This window comes from Enterobacter sp. ENT02, from assembly GCF_019219165.1.
Lineage (GTDB): Bacteria > Pseudomonadota > Gammaproteobacteria > Enterobacterales > Enterobacteriaceae > Enterobacter > Enterobacter mori.
The window spans coordinates 57691-75437 of the sequence record NZ_JAHUWD010000003.1; the positions used below are offsets into that span (position 1 = coordinate 57691).

Below are 17747 nucleotides of genomic sequence, written 5' to 3' on the forward strand. Positions count from 1 at the left end.
TATGCCGGGCCATTCTCGTTACACTTCCAGGTAATTCATAATCCCGTCGGCCGCTTTACGCCCTTCGGCAATGGCGGTGACCACCAGGTCAGAGCCGCGAACAATATCGCCACCGGCGAAGATTTTCGGGTTGCTGGTCTGGAATGCGTTGTCGCTGCCTTCAGGTGCAATCACGCGGCCCTGTGAATCCAGCTCAACGCTGTGTTTCGCAAGCCATTCCATACTATGAGGACGGAAACCAAACGCCATGACGACGGCATCGGCCGGGATCACATGTTCGGAGCCTGCCACGATCTCAGCGCGACGACGACCCTTGGCATCTGGTGCACCCATCTCGGTGCGCGCCATCTTCACGCCACTCACTTTACCGTTGGCATTCACTTCAATGCCCAGAGGCTGGATGTTGAACTGGAACTCTACGCCCTCTTCACGCGCATTTTTCACTTCGCGTTTAGAACCAGGCATGTTCTCTTCGTCACGACGATAGGCGCAGATCACATGCGCCGCATTCTGACGAATAGACGTACGCACGCAGTCCATCGCGGTATCACCGCCGCCCAGCACCACCACGCGTTTGCCTTCCATGCTGACGAACGGCTCGTCGGCAGTTTCGCCGTAGCCCATGATCTGCTTGGTGTTGGCAATCAGGAACGGCAGGGCATCATAAACGCCTGGTGCCTCTTCGTTCTCCAGACCGCCGCGCATGGACTGATAGGTGCCCACGCCGAGGAACACGGCGTCGTAATCCTTCAGCAGGTCGTCGAGCTGCACGTCGCGGCCCACTTCCACATTCAGTTTGAACTCAATGCCCATGCCAGTGAAGATTTCACGGCGACGGGTCATGACCTCTTTTTCCAGCTTGAAGGCCGGGATGCCGAAGGTCAGCAGACCGCCGATCTCCGGATGGCGGTCAAAGACCACCGCCTTCACGCCGTTACGGGTCAGGACGTCCGCACAGGCAAGGCCCGCCGGGCCCGCGCCGATGATTGCCACGCGCTTGTCGGTTTGACGCACGCCGGTCATATCCGGACGCCAGCCCATCTCGAACGCTTTATCGTTGATATAGCGCTCAATGTTGCCGATGGTCACCGCGCCGAACTCGTCGTTCAGCGTACAGGAGCCTTCACACAGGCGGTCCTGAGGGCACACGCGGCCGCACACTTCCGGCAGGGTGTTGGTCTGGTGAGACAGCTCGGCGGCTTCAAAAATACGTCCTTCGTTGGCCAGTTTCAGCCAGTTCGGGATGTAGTTGTGGACCGGGCATTTCCATTCGCAGTAAGGGTTACCGCAGGACAGGCAGCGGTCTGCCTGCGCTTTGGCCTGGCCTTCTGAAAACGGCTCGTAGATTTCTACAAATTCAATTTTGCGGATCTTCAGCGGTTTCTTTGGCGGATCAACACGCTGCAGGTCGATAAACTGGTATACGTTCTGGCTCATCTGAATTCCTTACTGCGCCTGCACGCGCAGCTCTGCTGCGCTACGACTACGGTGACCCAACAGGGCTTTAACATCGCTGGACTTCGGTTTAACCAGCGCGAATTTCGCTGAGAACGCAGGCCAGTTCGCCAGGATCTCTTCTCCGCGCGAAGAACCGGTATGCTGCACGTGTTCGGTAATCAAACCGCGCAAGTGTTCTTCGTGGATGGCCTGCGTATCAACGTCCAGCACTTCCACCAGCTCCGGGTTCACGCGTTTGCGGAACTCACCGTCTTCGTCCAGGACGTACGCAAAACCGCCCGTCATGCCCGCGCCGAAGTTCACGCCGGTTTTACCCATTACGCAAACAATCCCGCCCGTCATGTATTCACAACCGTTATCGCCAATGCCTTCCACCACGGTGATAGCACCAGAGTTACGCACCGCAAAACGCTCGCCCGCACGACCTGCTGCGAACAGACGACCGCCGGTCGCGCCGTACAGGCAGGTGTTACCGATGATGCTCGCTTCATGGCTGCGGAAGGCTGAGCCGACCGGAGGACGCACCGCCAGCAGACCGCCCGCCATGCCTTTACCGACGTAGTCGTTGGCATCACCAGTCAGGTACAGCTCAACGCCGCCTGCGTTCCACACGCCGAAGCTCTGACCCGCGGTACCGCTGAAGTGCGCAGTAATCGGATCCGCCGCCAGCCCCTGGTCACCGTGCGTTTGCGCGATATAACCGGAGAGGGAGGCACCCACGGAGCGGTCGGTGTTGCGGATATCAAACCAGAACGTTTTGCTCTGCTTCTCGTCCACGTACGGTTTCGCCTGCTGCAGCAGCTGCGCGTTCAGCACGCCGTTATCGAACGGCGGGTTGTTCTCGGTGCAGTAAACCGCTTTGCCAGGATGCGGCTGCGCGGTTTCCAGCAGCTTGCTCAGCTCTAGTTTCTGCTGCTTGGCGGTGAAACCTTCCAGCTCTTTCAGCAGGTCGGTACGGCCAATCAGGTCGACCAGGCGCTTCACGCCCAGCTGCGCCATCAGCTCGCGGGTTTCACGGGCGATGAAGTCAAAGTAGTTGGTCACTTTGAACGGCAGGCCGTGATAGTGGTTCTTACGCAGCTTCTCGTCCTGGGTAGCAACACCGGTTGCGCAGTTGTTCAGGTGGCAAATACGCAGGTATTTACAGCCCAGCGCAACCATCGGGCCGGTACCGAAGCCGAAGCTTTCCGCACCGAGGATTGCCGCCTTGATAATGTCGAGGCCAGTTTTCAGACCACCGTCCACCTGCAGACGGATCTTGTGACGCAGGCCGTTCGCCACCAGCGCCTGCTGGGTTTCCACCAGGCCAAGCTCCCACGGGCAACCCGCGTATTTCACGGAGGAGAGCGGGCTTGCGCCGGTACCGCCATCGTAGCCGGCGATGGTGATGAGATCCGCATAGGCTTTCGCCACACCGGTGGCGATGGTGCCGACGCCCGGTTCGGAAACCAGCTTCACGGAGATCATCGCTTTCGGGTTGACCTGTTTCAGGTCGAAAATCAGCTGCGCTAAGTCCTCGATAGAGTAGATATCGTGGTGTGGCGGCGGGGAGATCAGCGTCACGCCCGGTACGGAATAGCGCAGTTTGGCGATGTATGGGGTAACTTTATCACCCGGCAACTGACCGCCTTCGCCCGGTTTAGCACCCTGAGCGACTTTAATCTGAATCACGTCGGCGTTGACCAGGTACGCAGGCGTCACGCCAAAGCGACCGGATGCCACCTGCTTGATACGGGAGACCTTGTTAGTGCCGTAACGCGCTGGGTCTTCACCGCCTTCGCCGGAGTTGGAGTTGCCGCCGATGCTGTTCATGGCTTCCGCCAGCGCTTCGTGGGCTTCCGGGCTCAGCGCGCCGATGGACATCGCCGCGGTATCGAAGCGTTTGAACAGCTCGGTTGCAGGCTCTACGTCGTCGATGCTGACGGCTTCGTCACCTGGGTTCAGGGCAATGAGGTCGCGCAGCGTTGCCGCCGGACGGTTGTTTACCAGCTCAGCGTACTGCTGATAATCGCTGTATTCACCGCTCTGAACCGCCTGTTGCAGCGTGCGCACCACGTCCGGGTTATAGGCGTGGTATTCGCCGCCGTGAACGTATTTCAGCAGACCGCCCTGATCCAGCGGCTTACGTGCCAGCCAGGCGCGTTTTGACAGGTTCACCAGATCCTGCTGGAAGTCAGCAAAACCGGCGCCGCCGATACGGCTGATCACACCCTGGAAGCAGAGATTTGCGACATCGTCATGCAGGCCGACCGCTTCAAACAGCTTCGAACAGCGGTAAGAGGCGATAGTCGAGATGCCCATTTTGGACATGATCTTATACAGGCCTTTATTGATGCCGTTGCGGTAGTTCAGCATTACCGCGCGGTAATCTTTGTCGATCGCGCGGGTATCGACCAGACGAGCCAGCGTTTCGTAGGCCAGATACGGGTAGATCGCCGTCGCGCCAAAGCCTAACAGCACGGCAAAGTGATGCGGGTCGCGGGCGCTGGCGGTTTCAACAATGATGTTGGCGTCGCAGCGCAGGCTCTTATCGACAAGACGCGTCTGGATAGCACCCACCGCCATTGGTGCGGGTAACGGCAGACGGTTTTTCGCGATATTGCGGTCAGACAGCACCAGCAGAACGGTACCGTTACGCACCATCTGTTCAGCTTTATCACACAGCGCATTCACCGTCTTTTCGAGGGTCGCCTCGGTCACGTCGAACGTAATATCGAGCGTGTCGGCGCGGTAGTGATCCTCTTTCAGCGTAGTGAGCTGTTTGAAATCGGAGTACAGCAGGATCGGCGATTTAAAGGTCAGACGGTGCGCCTGGCCTTCGGCTTCGCAGAAGACGTTCATCTCGCGGCCGATGCTGGTTGCCAGCGACATCACGTGCGCTTCACGCAGCGGATCGATCGGCGGGTTGGTGACCTGCGCGAACTGCTGACGGAAGTAGTCGTAAATAATGCGCGGCTGGCTGGAGAGCACGGCAAACGGGGTATCGTCACCCATGGAGCCGACCGCTTCCTGACCGTTTTCACCCAGTACGCGGATGACGGAGTCCAGCTCTTCCGCGCTGTAGTTAAACTGCTTCTGGAAGCTTGCGAGGGTATCGTCGTCCAGCTCGCGGCTGCCCACTTCTTCGTCCGGCAGATCTTCGAACGGCACCAGACGACGGACATTTTTCTCCATCCACTCTTTGTACGGATGGCGACTTTTCAGATCGTTGTCGGTTTCGGCGGAGTGCAGGATGCGCCCACCACGGGTGTCGATAACCATCAGCTCGCCCGGACCGACGCGGCCCTTCTCGACCACTTCGTCAGGCTGGTAATCCCAGATCCCAACCTCAGACGCGCAGGTGATGAGCTTATCTTTGGTGATGACGTAGCGCGCCGGACGCAGACCGTTACGGTCCAGGTTACAGGCGGCAAAACGGCCGTCGGACATCACGATGCCCGCCGGGCCGTCCCACGGCTCCATGTGCATGGAGTTAAAGTCGAAGAACGCGCGCAGCTCAGGGTCCATATCCGGGTTGTTCTGCCATGCTGGTGGCACAAGCAGACGCATGGCGCGCACGATGTCCATCCCGCCTGCCAGCAGCAGTTCCAGCATGTTATCCATGGAGCTGGAGTCAGAGCCGGTTTCGTTCACGAACGGCGCGGCATCATGCAGGTCAGGGATCAGTGGCGTCTGGAACTTATAGGTACGGGCGCGGGCCCACTGGCGGTTACCGGTAATGGTGTTGATTTCGCCGTTGTGCGCCAGGTAGCGGAACGGCTGAGCCAGCGGCCAGCGTGGAACGGTGTTGGTGGAGAAGCGCTGGTGGAACAGGCAAATGGCCGATTCCAGACGCAGATCCGCCAGGTCCAGGTAGAAGCGCGGCAGGTCAGCCGGCATACACAGACCTTTATAGATGTTCACCAGGTTAGAGAGGCTACAGACGTAGAACTCTTTATCGTCCTGGAGACGTTTTTCAATGCGACGGCGGGCGATAAACAGACGGCGTTCCATATCACGCGGACGCCAGCCCGCAGGCGCGTTAACGAAAATCTGTTCAATACGAGGCAGCGAGGAGAGGGCGATTTCACCGAGCACCCCTTCGTTGGTTGGCACATCGCGCCAGCCGACAATCGACAGGGTTTCACGCTGAAGTTCTTCTTCGACGATGCGGCGTGAGGCGGCAGCCTTTTCAGGATCCTGATTCAGGAACAGCATGCCGACAGCGTAGTTTTTGGCTAAACGCCAGCCGCGCTCTTCCGCCACGATGCGGAAGAAACGATCCGGTTTTTGCAGCAGCAGGCCGCAACCGTCGCCGGTTTTACCATCGGCAAGGATGGCGCCACGGTGCTGCATTCGGGCCAGTGCGTGAATAGCAGTACGCACTACCTTGTGGCTAGGTTCGCCTTCTATGTGGGCGATCAGGCCGAAACCACAGTTATCCTTCTCAAGGGATTTATCGTACAACATATCAGTGAACCTCCCCAGGCTCGTCGGGCTTCCCACTGAACTTTACCGTGGCGCACAGGCACAGAAAGAGCATGGCGACGGGGTTTGCGTTTCATACGCGGACCTCGCATTCGCCCTCTTTTTCATCCTTTCGCGCAGGTAAACAAGTTTGAGGACTTGCTTCAGAGGGAATCTCAATTACTGCATAAATATGATGAGCAGGCCGCTCATCCAGAAAGCTTCCAGCGGATTTCCAACTTATCGGGAATTGGTACACAGGTCAAATGGCAATCTTATTTATACAAAAATGTGCTAAAGAGGGTTTATCTGATTGTAATTAAAGGGTATTTAACTATTTTTACATTGATTGTATGCCCTGACAGAACGCAGCGGAGTGTGATCTGACTCACTATATGAAAGCGGTATTATCAATGTAGCGTGCTGAATAGCCGTTTTATAGCAGAATAATAATCTGGCATTGACTGCAAACCCGCATAAACCCACTGTTTTTCAGTGGTGGCGCTATAAATGAAAAAAACAATCAGAACATAAGGAAAAGTAATTACGAGTGGCGTGAATGAAATTGCAGTAATCTTGAGTATTTATTCATATGGATAAAGGCCGTCCAGGGCGATTGATCCAGGTCATCGCCGACAGAGGCTAAAAATGGCAGGCTTGTCCCCTTTCTCCGGGACGGTCTATCAGATTATGCAGTTACAGAAATTAGTCAATATGTTTGGTGGGGATCTTTTGCAGCGATACGGACAAAAGGTTCATAAGCTGACGCTGCACGGCGGGTTTAGCTGCCCGAATCGCGATGGCACCATCGGGCGCGGCGGCTGCACCTTCTGTAACGTTGCGTCCTTTGCTGACGAAGCTCAGCAGCATCACTCTATCGCGGAACAGCTCGCGCACCAGGCGAGCCTGGTGAACCGCGCGAAGCAGTATCTGGCCTATTTCCAGGCCTACACCAGCACGTGGGGGGAGGTGCAGGTGCTGCGCTCGATGTATCAGCAGGCGGTCAGCCAGGCTAGCATCGTAGGGCTATGCGTGGGGACGCGCCCGGACTGCGTACCGGACGCGGTGCAGGACCTGCTCAGCGAGTACAAAGAACAAGGCTACGAGATCTGGCTGGAGCTGGGCTTGCAAACCGCGCACGACAAAACCCTGCACCGCATCAATCGCGGTCATGATTTCGCCTGCTACCAGCGCACCACGCGGCTGGCCCGTGAGCGTGGGCTGAAAGTCTGTTCGCATCTGATTGTTGGGTTACCCGGCGAAGGTCAACAGCATGGTCTTGAAACGCTGGAAAAGGTGGTTGAGACCGGCGTGGACGGCATTAAGCTGCATCCGCTGCATATCGTTACGGGAAGCATTATGGCGAAAGCCTGGGAAGCAGGGCGGTTAAGCGGTATTGAGCTCGACGACTATACGGTGACGGCAGGGGAGATGATTCGCCACACACCGCCAGAAATTGTCTACCACCGCATCTCCGCCAGCGCCCGCCGTCCAACGCTTCTGGCACCGCTATGGTGTGAGAACCGCTGGACGGGGATGGTGGAAATCGACCGCTATCTACAGGAGAACGGTGTACAGGGGTCGGCGCTTGGCCGCCCGTGGGTTCCCCGTCTACCGGCGACGGCCGCCTAACAGGCTTCCCAGCATACCGCGCACTATCTGATTAGTGACCTGTCGTGCGGCACTTTTCGCCATGGTTTGTACCACGCCGTCGCGCTTGCCGCCGCGCGGCCCGGTGCTGCCGAAGAGGATGTCTTTGAGCCCCCCGAGAATACCGTCATCCACGGCGACAGACTGCCCTTTTGCGGCAGGCGCATCCTGCGATTCCGTTGTCGCCTGAACCCCTTTTTGCAGCATCTCGAACGCGGACTCCCGGTCCACTTCGTCTTCGTACTTTCCGTAAACCGGAGAGTGGTTAATCAGGCCGTTGCGTTCATCGTCGGTAACCGGCCCCATGCGCGAGCGGGGCGCGATCACCATAGTGCGTTCCACCACGGATGGGCTGCCCTTCGCATCCAGGAACGAGATCAGCGCTTCACCGGTGCCTAACGCCTGAATCGCCGCTTCGGTATCAAAGGCCGGATTGGCGCGCATGGTTTGCGCGGCGGCTTTTACTGCTTTCTGATCTTTTGGCGTAAAGGCGCGCAGGGCGTGCTGCACGCGGTTACCAAGCTGACCGAGCACGTTATCCGGGATATCCGACGGGTTTTGCGACACAAACCAGACGCCAACGCCTTTGGAGCGGATCAGGCGAATGACCTGTTCAATTTTATCCAGCAATACCTGCGGCGCGTCGTTAAACAGCAGGTGCGCTTCGTCAAAGAAGAAGACCAGCTTCGGTTTTTCCAGATCGCCCGCTTCAGGTAACTGTTCGTACAGTTCGGAGAGCATCCACAGCAGGCTGGCGGCGTAGAGCTTTGGCATCTGGTAGAGCTTTTCTGAACTCAGAATGTTGATGATGCCTTTGCCGCTGCTGTCGGTGCGCATCCAGTCTTTGATATCCAGCATCGGCTCGCCGAAGAAGTGTTCGGCCCCCTGTTGCTCCAGGGTCAGCAACCCACGCTGAATGGCCCCTACCGAGGCGCTGCTGATGTTGCCGTACTGGTTCTGGAAAGATTTGGCGTTATCGCCGATGTACTGGGTAATGGCGCGCAGATCTTTGAAATCAAGCAGAAGCAGTCCCTGATCGTCGGCAATACGGAAGATAATGTTTAGCACGCCGGACTGTACGTCGTTGAGGTTAAGCAGACGGGCCAGCAGCAGCGGGCCGAGATCGGAGACGGTGGCGCGCACCGGGTGGCCTTTCTCACCAAAGATATCCCACACCACCACCGGATTGCTATGCGGCGTCCAGTCCGTGATGCCAATATTCTTCAGCCGTTCCAGCAGTTTCTCAGAGGCCGTCCCTTCCTGAGCTACACCGGTTAAATCGCCTTTCACGTCAGCCATAAAGACCGGTACGCCAATCTCCGAAAGCGACTCCGCCAGCTTTTGCAGGGTGACGGTTTTCCCCGTCCCGGTCGCTCCGGTGATCAGACCATGGCGGTTCGCCATCGCGGGCAGTAAATACAGCTCTTTTTCCAGCGTCCGGGCAATTAACAATGGTGTACTCATGATGCGCTTCCTCTCTTTGTCCTGGGTGGAGTATAGGCAACCTGGCCGCAATTTGGTTGAGTAAATTCCTGACTTTGCGGCGCATTATCCAGCGCGGACTATGCTTTTGCATACGGTTCACAACATTTTGGGAATGTATGTCCAGATTCTTTTTTAATGATCGCAAACAACTGGTTAACGATGCTATTGAAGGCATTCTGATTTCTGCTCCGCACGGAAACCTCGTCAAGCTTGATGTTGATCCTGCCATTCGAATTGTTGCGCGCGGCGACTGGGATAAAAGCCGCGTAGCGGTGATCTCCGGTGGGGGTTCCGGCCACGAACCGGCGCACGCTGGGTTTGTCGGAAAAGGGATGCTCACGGCGGCGGTATGTGGCGACCTGTTTGCCTCGCCGAGTGTGGATGCGGTGTTGAATGCCATTGTGGCGGTCACGGGCGATCGCGGCTGCCTGCTGATCGTCAAAAATTACACCGGTGACCGCCTGAATTTTGGTCTGGCGGCAGAAAAGGCCAAACGCTACGGCCTGAAGGTGGAGATGGTGATTGTGGCGGACGATATCGCGCTGCCGGACAACAAGCAGCCGCGCGGTATTGCCGGTACGGCGCTGGTGCATAAGATTGCGGGCTATGCGGCGGAGCACGGGAAATCGTTGAGTGAGGTGCGGGATATTGCGCAACAGGCCTGCGACAACCTCTGGAGCCTGGGCGTTGCGATGCAAACCTGTAACCTGCCCGGCAGCGACGAGGAAGAGGGGCGGATAAAGCAAGGCCACGTCGAGCTGGGTCTGGGCATTCACGGTGAGCCGGGGGCGTCCGTGGTGGATACGCAAAACAGCAAAGCGATTATCGACACGCTGGTGACGCCGCTCAAAACGCAGGCGGGCGAAGGGCGCTTTGCCGTGCTGATTAACAACCTCGGCGGCGTCTCGGCGCTCGAAATGGCGTTACTGACCAAAGAGCTGGCGCATTCGGCGCTGAAAGAGAACATTGCGTACCTGATTGGTCCGGCGCCGCTGGTGAGCGCGCTGGACATGAAAGGCTTTTCTCTGACGCTGCTGAAGCTCAACGATTTCTTCGAAAAGGCGATTCACGCCGAGGTCGAGACGCTGGGCTGGCAGAAGCCCGTGCCGTTCGCACCTTTACGTACCGTTGCGCATAGCGCCCTTCACGATCGCGTGGAATACACCCCGTCGGAAAACCCGCGGGTGAGTGAGTATGTCTCCTCGGTAACCGGGACGCTGATCGAACTTGAAAATCGCCTGAACGCGCTGGATGCGAAAGTGGGCGACGGGGATACGGGCTCCACCTTTGCGCAAGGTGCGCGGGATATTGCGCAGCGTCTGGAGGAGCACAAACTTCCGCTGAACGACGTGTCGACGCTGCTGCTGCTGGTGGGCGAGCGGCTGGCGACGGTGATGGGCGGATCGAGCGGGGTGCTGATGTCGATCTTCTTCACGGCGGCCGGACAAAAGCTTCACTATGGACAGCCTCTACCGGAGGCATTGCTCAGCGGACTGGCGCAGATGAAGCAGTATGGCGGCGCAGATCTTGGCGATCGCACGCTGATCGACGCGCTACAACCGGCGCTGGAGGCCTTGCAGAAAAAAGATCTTCAGTCAGCGGCGCAGGCGGCACAGCAGGGGGCAGAGGCAACGGCGAAAATGGAGAAAGCCGGAGCGGGGCGCTCGTCGTATGTGAATAAAGAGAATCTGGACGGGGTGATGGATCCGGGAGCGGTCGCGGTGGCAGAGGTGTTTAAAGCCATGGTAGAAGCAAAACGGTAACGGCTGTTACCGTTTTTAGTGTTTGCGCCCTCTCCCCGTGGGAGAGGGTTGGGGTGAGGGCATCAGGCCTCACATTTCCCGGCAATGTCACATCAAAAATCCGCTTTCAACACTACGCGGTAGCGGGCTTTGCCGTCACGCACGTGCTGGATCGCTTCGTTGATTTTCGACATCGGATACAGTTCGGTGGTCGGGGCCACTTTGGTGCGTCCGGCAAACTTCATCAGCTTGCGCAACTCAAACGGCGTACCGGTCGCGGAGCCTGACACGCTGCGATCCCCGCCGATCAGGGTAAACGCCGGCACCGGCAGCGGCTTCATTACCGCACCCACGGTGTGGAAGTTACCACCGTAGGCCAGCGCTTCAAAGTACGGCTGCCAGTCGAGATCGACATTCACGGTGTTGATGATCAGATCAAACTGACCCGCCAGCGCGTTCAGTGCTTCCGGATCGCGGCTGTTCACCACTTTATCCGCACCCATCGCCAGCACTTCTTTCTCTTTCGCCGGGTTAGAACTGAATGCCGTCACTTCGCAGCCCATCGCGTGCAGCAGCTTGATGGCGATATGGCCCAGGCCGCCAATACCGATCACGCCCACACGACTGGTGGCGGTGATATGGTGCATCAGCAGCGGTTTGAAGACGGTGATACCGCCACACAGCAGCGGACCGGCGGATTCGATATCAATGCTGTCCGGCAGCGGGATGACCCATTGCCAGTCGGCGCGCAGCTTATCGGCAAAACCGCCTTTATTCAGGATGGTGGGAACGGCGCCTTCGAGGCAGTTGATCTGGTTGCCGCTGATACAGGCGTCGCAGTGACCACAGCTGCGTGCCGTCCAGCCAATGCCCACGCGCTGGCCTACCTTCAGTCCTTTGTCCTGCGCGGCGCTACCGAGCGCCACGACGCGGCCAATGACTTCGTGCCCGGCAACCAGCGGGTAGCTGGAGAAGCCCCATTCGTTGTCGATCATCGAGAGATCCGAGTGGCAGATCCCGCAGTAATCAACCTGTACTTCGACGTCTTCTGCTTTTAGTTCGCCCGCATCGTACTCGTACAGCTCAAGTTCTGCACCCGCCTGCGGTGCGGCGTAGCTTTTTATCTTCGACATCGTGTTTCCCCTGTTATGGTGTGAACTGTGAGTGTAGAGCATCCGGTTTACAGCCGCTTAACAGAAGAGGGCAGGAACGGAAGTTACAGACTTTTCAGCATTCTGACTTCGCAATCAACGTGGCCGGTACAGCCCAGCGGCGCATCGATATGCTCAAAGCCAAGATGCTCATACAGGCCGATGGCCTCTTTGAGGAAGGCGGTGGTTTCGAGGTAACAGCGTTTGAAACCCTGGGTGCGCGCGTGCTCCAGGGCGACCAGCGCCAGCTTTTTCGCCAGACCCTGTCCGCGAACCGACGGCAGAAAATACATTTTCTGCAGCTCACAAATATCCGGCTCGCTGCAGCTCAGTGGTGCCACGCCGCCGCCGCCCACGACCTTGCCATTCTGCTCGATAACCCAGTAGGCGTGACCCGGCTGGTTGTACAGATGGAAAAGCTCATCGAGATTAGGATCGGCCACGGTGTAGCCTTTATCGGCTGTCAGCCCATATTCGGCGGAAACCGTGCGGATAACAGCGGCAATGGCCGGGTTGTCCTGCTCAGTGATCCGACGCATTGTCGTCGCGACGGGGGTAATCACGCTCATAGCATTACTCATGACAAAAATTGACACACAACTGCTGTTAATAGCACCGCAGAAAGGGGAGTGCAAGCGAGGAGTTTTCAGGAAGGTTACCCCTTACGCCCTGAAGCGTAAGGGGTAAAAGCATTACAGAGCGGCAATAACCGCCTGCTGCTCAATCAGTTTGGTCTTCGCATCGGCGAAAGCAACCAGACGTTCACGCTCTTTGGCGATGACCGCTTCCGGCGCGCGGGCCACAAAGCCTTCGTTCGCCAGTTTGCTTTCGATTTTGCCAATTTCCACGTCGACTTTCGCCACTTCTTTCGCCAGACGCGCCAGTTCGGCGTCTTTGTCGATCAGGCCCGCCATCGGGATCAGCAGCTCGGCACCGTCGATGATTTTGGTCACGGAAACCGGACCTTTTTCATCAGCAGGCAGCACGGTGATGCTTTCCAGACGCGCCATGGTCTTGAGGAAGGTGTTGTTCTCGCTGACGCGACGCACAGCAGCCTCGCTGCAGCCACGCAGCAGCAGCTCCAGTGGTTTGCCCGGGGCAATGTTCATTTCAGCACGGATGTTACGTACCGCAACGATCGCCTGTTTCAGCCACTCGGTGTCCGCAGACGCCGCTTCATCAACCTTCGCCGCATCGAATTCCGGGAACGGCTGCAGCATGATGGTGTCAGCGTTGATGCCTGCAATCACCTTCACGCGCTGCCAGATGGTTTCGGTGATGAATGGAATGACCGGATGCGCCAGGCGCAGCAGACCTTCCAGAACGGTAATTAGCGTGTTGCGCGTGCCGCGCAGCTCCGCCTCAGAACCGCCGTTCATCACCGGCTTCGCCAGCTCCAGATACCAGTCACAGAACTGGTTCCAGGTGAATTCGTACAGGATGCCTGCGGCGATATCGAAGCGGTAGCTATCCAGCGCGTCGCGGAACGCTTTCACCGTCTGGTTGAATTCCGCCAGGATCCAGCGGTCCGCCAGCGACAGGGTCATTTCGCCGCCGTTGAAGCCGCAATCCTGATCTTCGGTGTTCATCAGCACGAAGCGGCTGGCGTTCCACAGCTTGTTACAGAAGTTACGGTAACCTTCCAGACGCTTCATGTCCCAATTGATGTCACGGCCGGTAGAGGCCAGCGCCGCCAGGGTGAAGCGCAGGGCGTCGGTACCGTGAGACTCGATCCCGTTCGGGAACTGCTTCTCGGTGCGCTTGCGGATTTTCTCAGCCAGCTGAGGCTGCATCATGTTGCCGGTACGTTTTTCCAGCAGGTCTTCCAGAGAGATACCGTCAACCATATCCAGCGGGTCAATAACGTTGCCCTTGGACTTGGACATTTTCTGCCCTTCGTCGTCGCGGATCAGACCGGTCATGTAGACGGTGTGGAACGGAACCTGCGGCTTGCCGTCTTCGTCTTTGATGAAGTGCATGGTCATCATGATCATGCGGGCAATCCAGAAGAAGATGATGTCGAAACCGGACACCATCACGCTGGTTGGGTGGAACTGACGCAGCGCGTCGGTGTTTTCCGGCCAGCCGAGCGTGGAGAAGGTCCACAGCGCGGAGGAGAACCAGGTGTCCAGCACGTCTTCGTCCTGACGCAGGGCAACATCCGCGCTCAGGTTGTTTTCCTGACGCACTTCGTCTTCGGTGCGGCCAACGTAGACATTGCCGTCGTTGTCGTACCATGCCGGGATGCGGTGACCCCACCACAGCTGACGGGAGATACACCAGTCCTGAATATCGCGCATCCAGGAGAAGTACATGTTTTCATACTGCTTCGGCACAAACTGGATGCTGCCGTTCTCAACCGCTTCCACAGCCGGTTTCGCCAGCACGTCGGCACGCACGTACCACTGGTCGGTCAGCATTGGCTCGATAACCACGCCACCACGGTCGCCGTACGGCACGGTCAGATCGTGAGGTTTTATCTCTTCCAGCAGGCCGAGCGCGTCGACGGCAGCCACAATCGCTTTACGCGCGGCAAAACGTTCCAGCTTCTGGAACTCAGCCGGGATGTCGCTGGAGTAAACGTCAGACTCTTCGCCTTTGGTGTCGTACACTTCTGCGCTTTCGCGGATATCGCCGTCGAAGGTCAGAATGTTGATCATCGGCAGGGCGTGACGACGGCCGACTTCGTAGTCGTTGAAGTCGTGCGCCGGGGTGATTTTTACGCAGCCGGTGCCTTTTTCCATGTCGGCGTGTTCGTCGCCCACAATCGGAATACGGCGGTTTACCAGCGGCAGCACCACGAATTTGCCGATCAGATCTTTATAACGTGGATCTTCCGGGTTAACGGCTACGCCGGTATCGCCCAGCAGAGTTTCCGGACGAGTCGTTGCGACCACCAGGTAATCTTTGCCGTCGGCGGTTTTCGCGCCGTCGGCCAGCGGATAGCGGATGTGCCACATGGAGCCTTTAGACTCGCGGTTTTCCACTTCCAGGTCAGAAATTGCGGTGCGCAGTTTCGGATCCCAGTTTACCAGGCGCTTGCCGCGGTAAATCAGGTCTTCTTTATACAGGCGCACGAAGACTTCTTTCACGGCGTTGGACAGGCCTTCGTCCATGGTGAAGCGCTCGCGCTCCCAGTCCACGGAGTTGCCGAGACGACGCATCTGGCGGGTAATGGTACCGCCGGATTCTGCCTTCCACTGCCAGATTTTGTCGATGAACGCGTCGCGACCGTAGTCGTGGCGGGTTTTACCTTCTTCAGCGGCAATTTTACGCTCAACCACCATCTGGGTTGCGATACCCGCGTGGTCAGTCCCCGCCTGCCACAGGGTGTTTTTACCCTGCATGCGCTGGTAACGGATCATGGTGTCCATGATGGTCTGCTGGAAAGCATGTCCCATATGCAAACTGCCGGTGACGTTCGGCGGCGGGATCATGATGCAGAAGGACTCTTTGCTTTCGTCGCCGTTAGGCTTGAAATAGCCCTGCTGTTCCCAGTGCTCGTAAAGCGGCTGTTCGATATCGCGTGGGTTATATGTCTTTTCCATTATTTCCAGGTTGCCGTATTCAGGTTAAAACCAGCCAGGCGGTACGCTTTATAGCGTTCGCGCGCCAGTTGTTTCAAAGATTCTTCGTAAGGGACAAAGTCTACCACTTCTGTGAAAGCGGTGGCAAAATCTGCAAAGTCTACCCGCAGGCTAATGAGAATATCGCGCGCGCTGCTGTTGCGCTTCTGCGGCCAGGCAATTTCAACCGGCGCTCCACCGCGCGGACCTTCGCCCGACAGGTTATGCGGCACAAAACTCTCCGGCGGGCGGGCCCACAGCGCTTCATCAAGGCGAATCGCCTGCTGCTCATCTTCACAGGCAATCAACACGCGTTTACCTGCGCGCCAACGTTCTGCGGCAATGTCACACACCAGCTGTTCGACGGCGCTGAGGCCATCCTGATGCGTGTCGTTGTCCAGAAGGTAGAACGTTGCATTCTTCATATATGGGGCTTCTTGTCGTGGATTTAAATGCAAAGCCGGGTGGCGCTACGCTTACCCGGCCTACGGTTGAGTGACGCTGCAGGCCGGGTAAGGCGAAGCCGCCACCCGGCGTTTTTCATCACTCGTCGCCGTTAAAACCCGCACGATTAAGCAGGAACTGCGACAGCAGCGCGACCGGACGACCGGTTGCGCCCTTGGCTTTACCGGAGCGCCATGCGGTGCCCGCGATGTCCAGGTGCGCCCAGTTGTACTTGCGGGTGAAGCGCGCCAGGAAGCAGCCCGCGGTGATCGCACCGCCAGGACGACCGCCGATGTTCGCCATATCCGCAAAGTTGGACTCCAGCTGCTCCTGGAACTCATCGCCCAGCGGCAGACGCCACGCGCGGTCACCGGCCTGTTCGGACGCGCCGATAAGCTCGTGTGCCAGCGGGTTGTGGTTCGACATCAGGCCGGTGATGTGGTGGCCCAGCGCAATCACGCAGGCGCCGGTCAGCGTTGCCACGTCGATTACCGCTTCAGGTTCGAAGCGCTCAACGTAGGTCAGCACATCGCACAGTACCAGACGGCCTTCGGCGTCGGTATTCAGCACTTCAACAGTCTGGCCGGACATGGTGGTCAGCACGTCTCCAGGACGGTAAGCGCGACCGCCAGGCATGTTTTCACAGCCCGCCAGCACGCCGATGACGTTAATCGGCAACTGAAGCTCAGCGACCATGCGCATGACGCCGTAAACCGCCGCCGCACCGCACATGTCGTACTTCATCTCGTCCATGCCTTCGGCAGGCTTGATGGAGATACCGCCGGAGTCGAAAGTCAGGCCTTTACCGACCAGTACGATCGGGCGCGCGTCTTCGGACGGGTTGCCCTTGTACTCAATCACCGACATCAGGGATTCGTTCTGCGAGCCGTTGCCGACCGCCAGATAAGAGTGCATTCCCAGCTCTTTCATCTGCTGTTCGCCGATGACGCGAGTGATGACATTCTTGCTGTAGGAATCCGCCAGCTGACGCGCCTGAGAGGCCAGGTACGCGGCGTTACAGATGTTTGGCGGCATGTTGCCGAGATCTTTAGCGGCTTTAATACCGGCGGCAATCGCCAGACCGTGCTGAATAGCGCGCTCGCCGCTGGTCAGCTCACGGCGTGTAGGCACGTTGAAGACCATTTTACGCAGCGGGCGGCGCGGCTCGCTTTTATTGGTCTTGAGCTGGTCGAAGCTGTACAGGCTCTCTTTTGCGGTTTCGACGGCCTGGCGCACTTTCCAGTAGGTGTTACGGCCTTTGACGTGCAGTTCCGTCAGGAAGCAGACGGCTTCCATTGAGCCGGTATCATTCAGGGTATTAATCGTTTTCTGAATCACCTGCTTATACTGACGCTCATCCAGCTCACGCTCTTTGCCGCAGCCAATCAGCAGAATGCGTTCGGACAGGACGTTCGGAACATGGTGCAGTAACAGCGTCTGCCCAGGTTTACCTTCCAGTTCGCCACGGCGCAGCAGGGCGCTGATGTAGCCGTCACTGATTTTATCGAGTTGTTCGGCGATCGGGGAGAGTCGGCGCGGTTCAAACACACCCACAACGATGCAGGCACTCCGCTGTTTCTCCGGGCTACCGCTTTTTACACTGAACTCCATGCACTACGCTCCTGAATCTTAAAGACAACGGCGGCAGCTACGGATAGAATTGAAACCTTTCGTAACTCATGTCCGCGGTTGTGGTGACTTCGTGTTAATCTTACGTTACTACGGTTTCGGCACGTCATTAAATGTTCTGAAGCGCGAATCCGCCGGGTTTTTTAATCTTAGCGATGATTTCGACGACTCAAGAG

The 17747-nt window shown here is 57.7% G+C and carries 10 protein-coding genes; 2 read left to right on the plus strand and 8 right to left on the minus strand.

The features are described 5' to 3' along the window. Positions 1–18 precede the first annotated feature (18 nt). Both gltD and gltB read right to left on the minus strand, forming a co-directional pair. A complete protein-coding gene (gene gltD / locus KW829_RS11255; RefSeq protein WP_089597758.1) occupies positions 19–1437 on the minus strand; it encodes a glutamate synthase subunit GltD in 1419 nt (472 codons plus the stop codon). Positions 1438–1446: 9 nt separating this feature from the next. Further along, positions 1447–5907 (minus strand): glutamate synthase large subunit, encoded by a 4461-nt coding sequence (gene gltB, locus KW829_RS11260; RefSeq protein WP_218308244.1) that lies wholly within the window; start codon positions 5905–5907, stop codon positions 1447–1449. Positions 5908–6594: 687 nt separating this feature from the next. On the opposite strand from gltB, the gene KW829_RS11265 reads away from it, so the two are divergent. After that, positions 6595–7536: a TIGR01212 family radical SAM protein gene (locus tag KW829_RS11265; protein WP_218308476.1), complete on the plus strand. Its 942-nt coding sequence runs from the start codon at positions 6595–6597 to the stop codon at positions 7534–7536. Here the strand turns inward: KW829_RS11265 and KW829_RS11270 are convergent. Then, complete coding sequence (locus KW829_RS11270) at positions 7516–9018, minus strand: helicase HerA-like C-terminal domain-containing protein (protein ID WP_218308245.1); 1503 nt, start codon at positions 9016–9018, stop codon at positions 7516–7518. The genes KW829_RS11265 and KW829_RS11270 overlap by 21 nt on opposite strands. Positions 9019–9155: 137 nt before the next feature. Here KW829_RS11270 and KW829_RS11275 point away from each other — a divergent pair, with 137 nt between their 5' ends. Beyond that, complete coding sequence (locus KW829_RS11275) at positions 9156–10802, plus strand: dihydroxyacetone kinase subunit DhaK (protein ID WP_218308246.1); 1647 nt, start codon at positions 9156–9158, stop codon at positions 10800–10802. A gap of 92 nt (positions 10803–10894) precedes the next feature. On the opposite strand, the gene KW829_RS11280 is transcribed toward KW829_RS11275, so the two are convergent. The 5 genes from KW829_RS11280 to pepA form a co-directional block, all read right to left on the minus strand. Next, a complete protein-coding gene (locus tag KW829_RS11280) occupies positions 10895–11914 on the minus strand; it encodes an NAD(P)-dependent alcohol dehydrogenase (protein WP_029739607.1) in 1020 nt (339 codons plus the stop codon). An 83-nt stretch (positions 11915–11997) separates the two neighbouring features. Then, positions 11998–12501, minus strand: coding sequence for a GNAT family N-acetyltransferase (locus tag KW829_RS11285; protein WP_010436090.1), 504 nt, complete (start codon positions 12499–12501; stop codon positions 11998–12000). A 123-nt stretch (positions 12502–12624) separates the two neighbouring features. After that, positions 12625–15480 (minus strand): valine--tRNA ligase, encoded by a 2856-nt coding sequence (locus KW829_RS11290; RefSeq protein ID WP_100166526.1) that lies wholly within the window; start codon positions 15478–15480, stop codon positions 12625–12627. Then, positions 15480–15923, minus strand: a complete 444-nt coding sequence (gene holC, locus KW829_RS11295) for a DNA polymerase III subunit chi (RefSeq protein WP_010436086.1) — start codon at positions 15921–15923, stop codon at positions 15480–15482. Before holC ends, KW829_RS11290 begins: the two co-directional genes overlap by 1 nt. Positions 15924–16041: 118 nt before the next feature. After that, the gene (gene pepA / locus KW829_RS11300) at positions 16042–17553 is read right to left on the minus strand and encodes a leucyl aminopeptidase (RefSeq protein ID WP_010436084.1); all 1512 of its coding nucleotides are present in this window, start codon (positions 17551–17553) and stop codon (positions 16042–16044) included. Between the last annotated feature and the right edge of the window lie 194 nt (positions 17554–17747).

Excerpts from the sequence above, each read along its gene's own strand:
- gltD (WP_089597758.1), bottom strand. The coding sequence starts at position 1,437 with ATGAGCCAGAACGTATACCAGTTTATCGACCTGCAGCGTGTTGATCCG.
- gltB (WP_218308244.1), bottom strand. The coding sequence starts at position 5,907 with ATGTTGTACGATAAATCCCTTGAGAAGGATAACTGTGGTTTCGGCCTG.
- KW829_RS11265 (WP_218308476.1), top strand. The coding sequence starts at position 6,595 with ATGCAGTTACAGAAATTAGTCAATATGTTTGGTGGGGATCTTTTGCAG.
- KW829_RS11270 (WP_218308245.1), bottom strand. The coding sequence starts at position 9,018 with ATGAGTACACCATTGTTAATTGCCCGGACGCTGGAAAAAGAGCTGTAT.
- KW829_RS11275 (WP_218308246.1), top strand. The coding sequence starts at position 9,156 with ATGTCCAGATTCTTTTTTAATGATCGCAAACAACTGGTTAACGATGCT.
- KW829_RS11280 (WP_029739607.1), bottom strand. The coding sequence starts at position 11,914 with ATGTCGAAGATAAAAAGCTACGCCGCACCGCAGGCGGGTGCAGAACTT.
- KW829_RS11285 (WP_010436090.1), bottom strand. The coding sequence starts at position 12,501 with ATGAGCGTGATTACCCCCGTCGCGACGACAATGCGTCGGATCACTGAG.
- KW829_RS11290 (WP_100166526.1), bottom strand. The coding sequence starts at position 15,480 with ATGGAAAAGACATATAACCCACGCGATATCGAACAGCCGCTTTACGAG.
- holC (WP_010436086.1), bottom strand. The coding sequence starts at position 15,923 with ATGAAGAATGCAACGTTCTACCTTCTGGACAACGACACGCATCAGGAT.
- pepA (WP_010436084.1), bottom strand. The coding sequence starts at position 17,553 with ATGGAGTTCAGTGTAAAAAGCGGTAGCCCGGAGAAACAGCGGAGTGCC.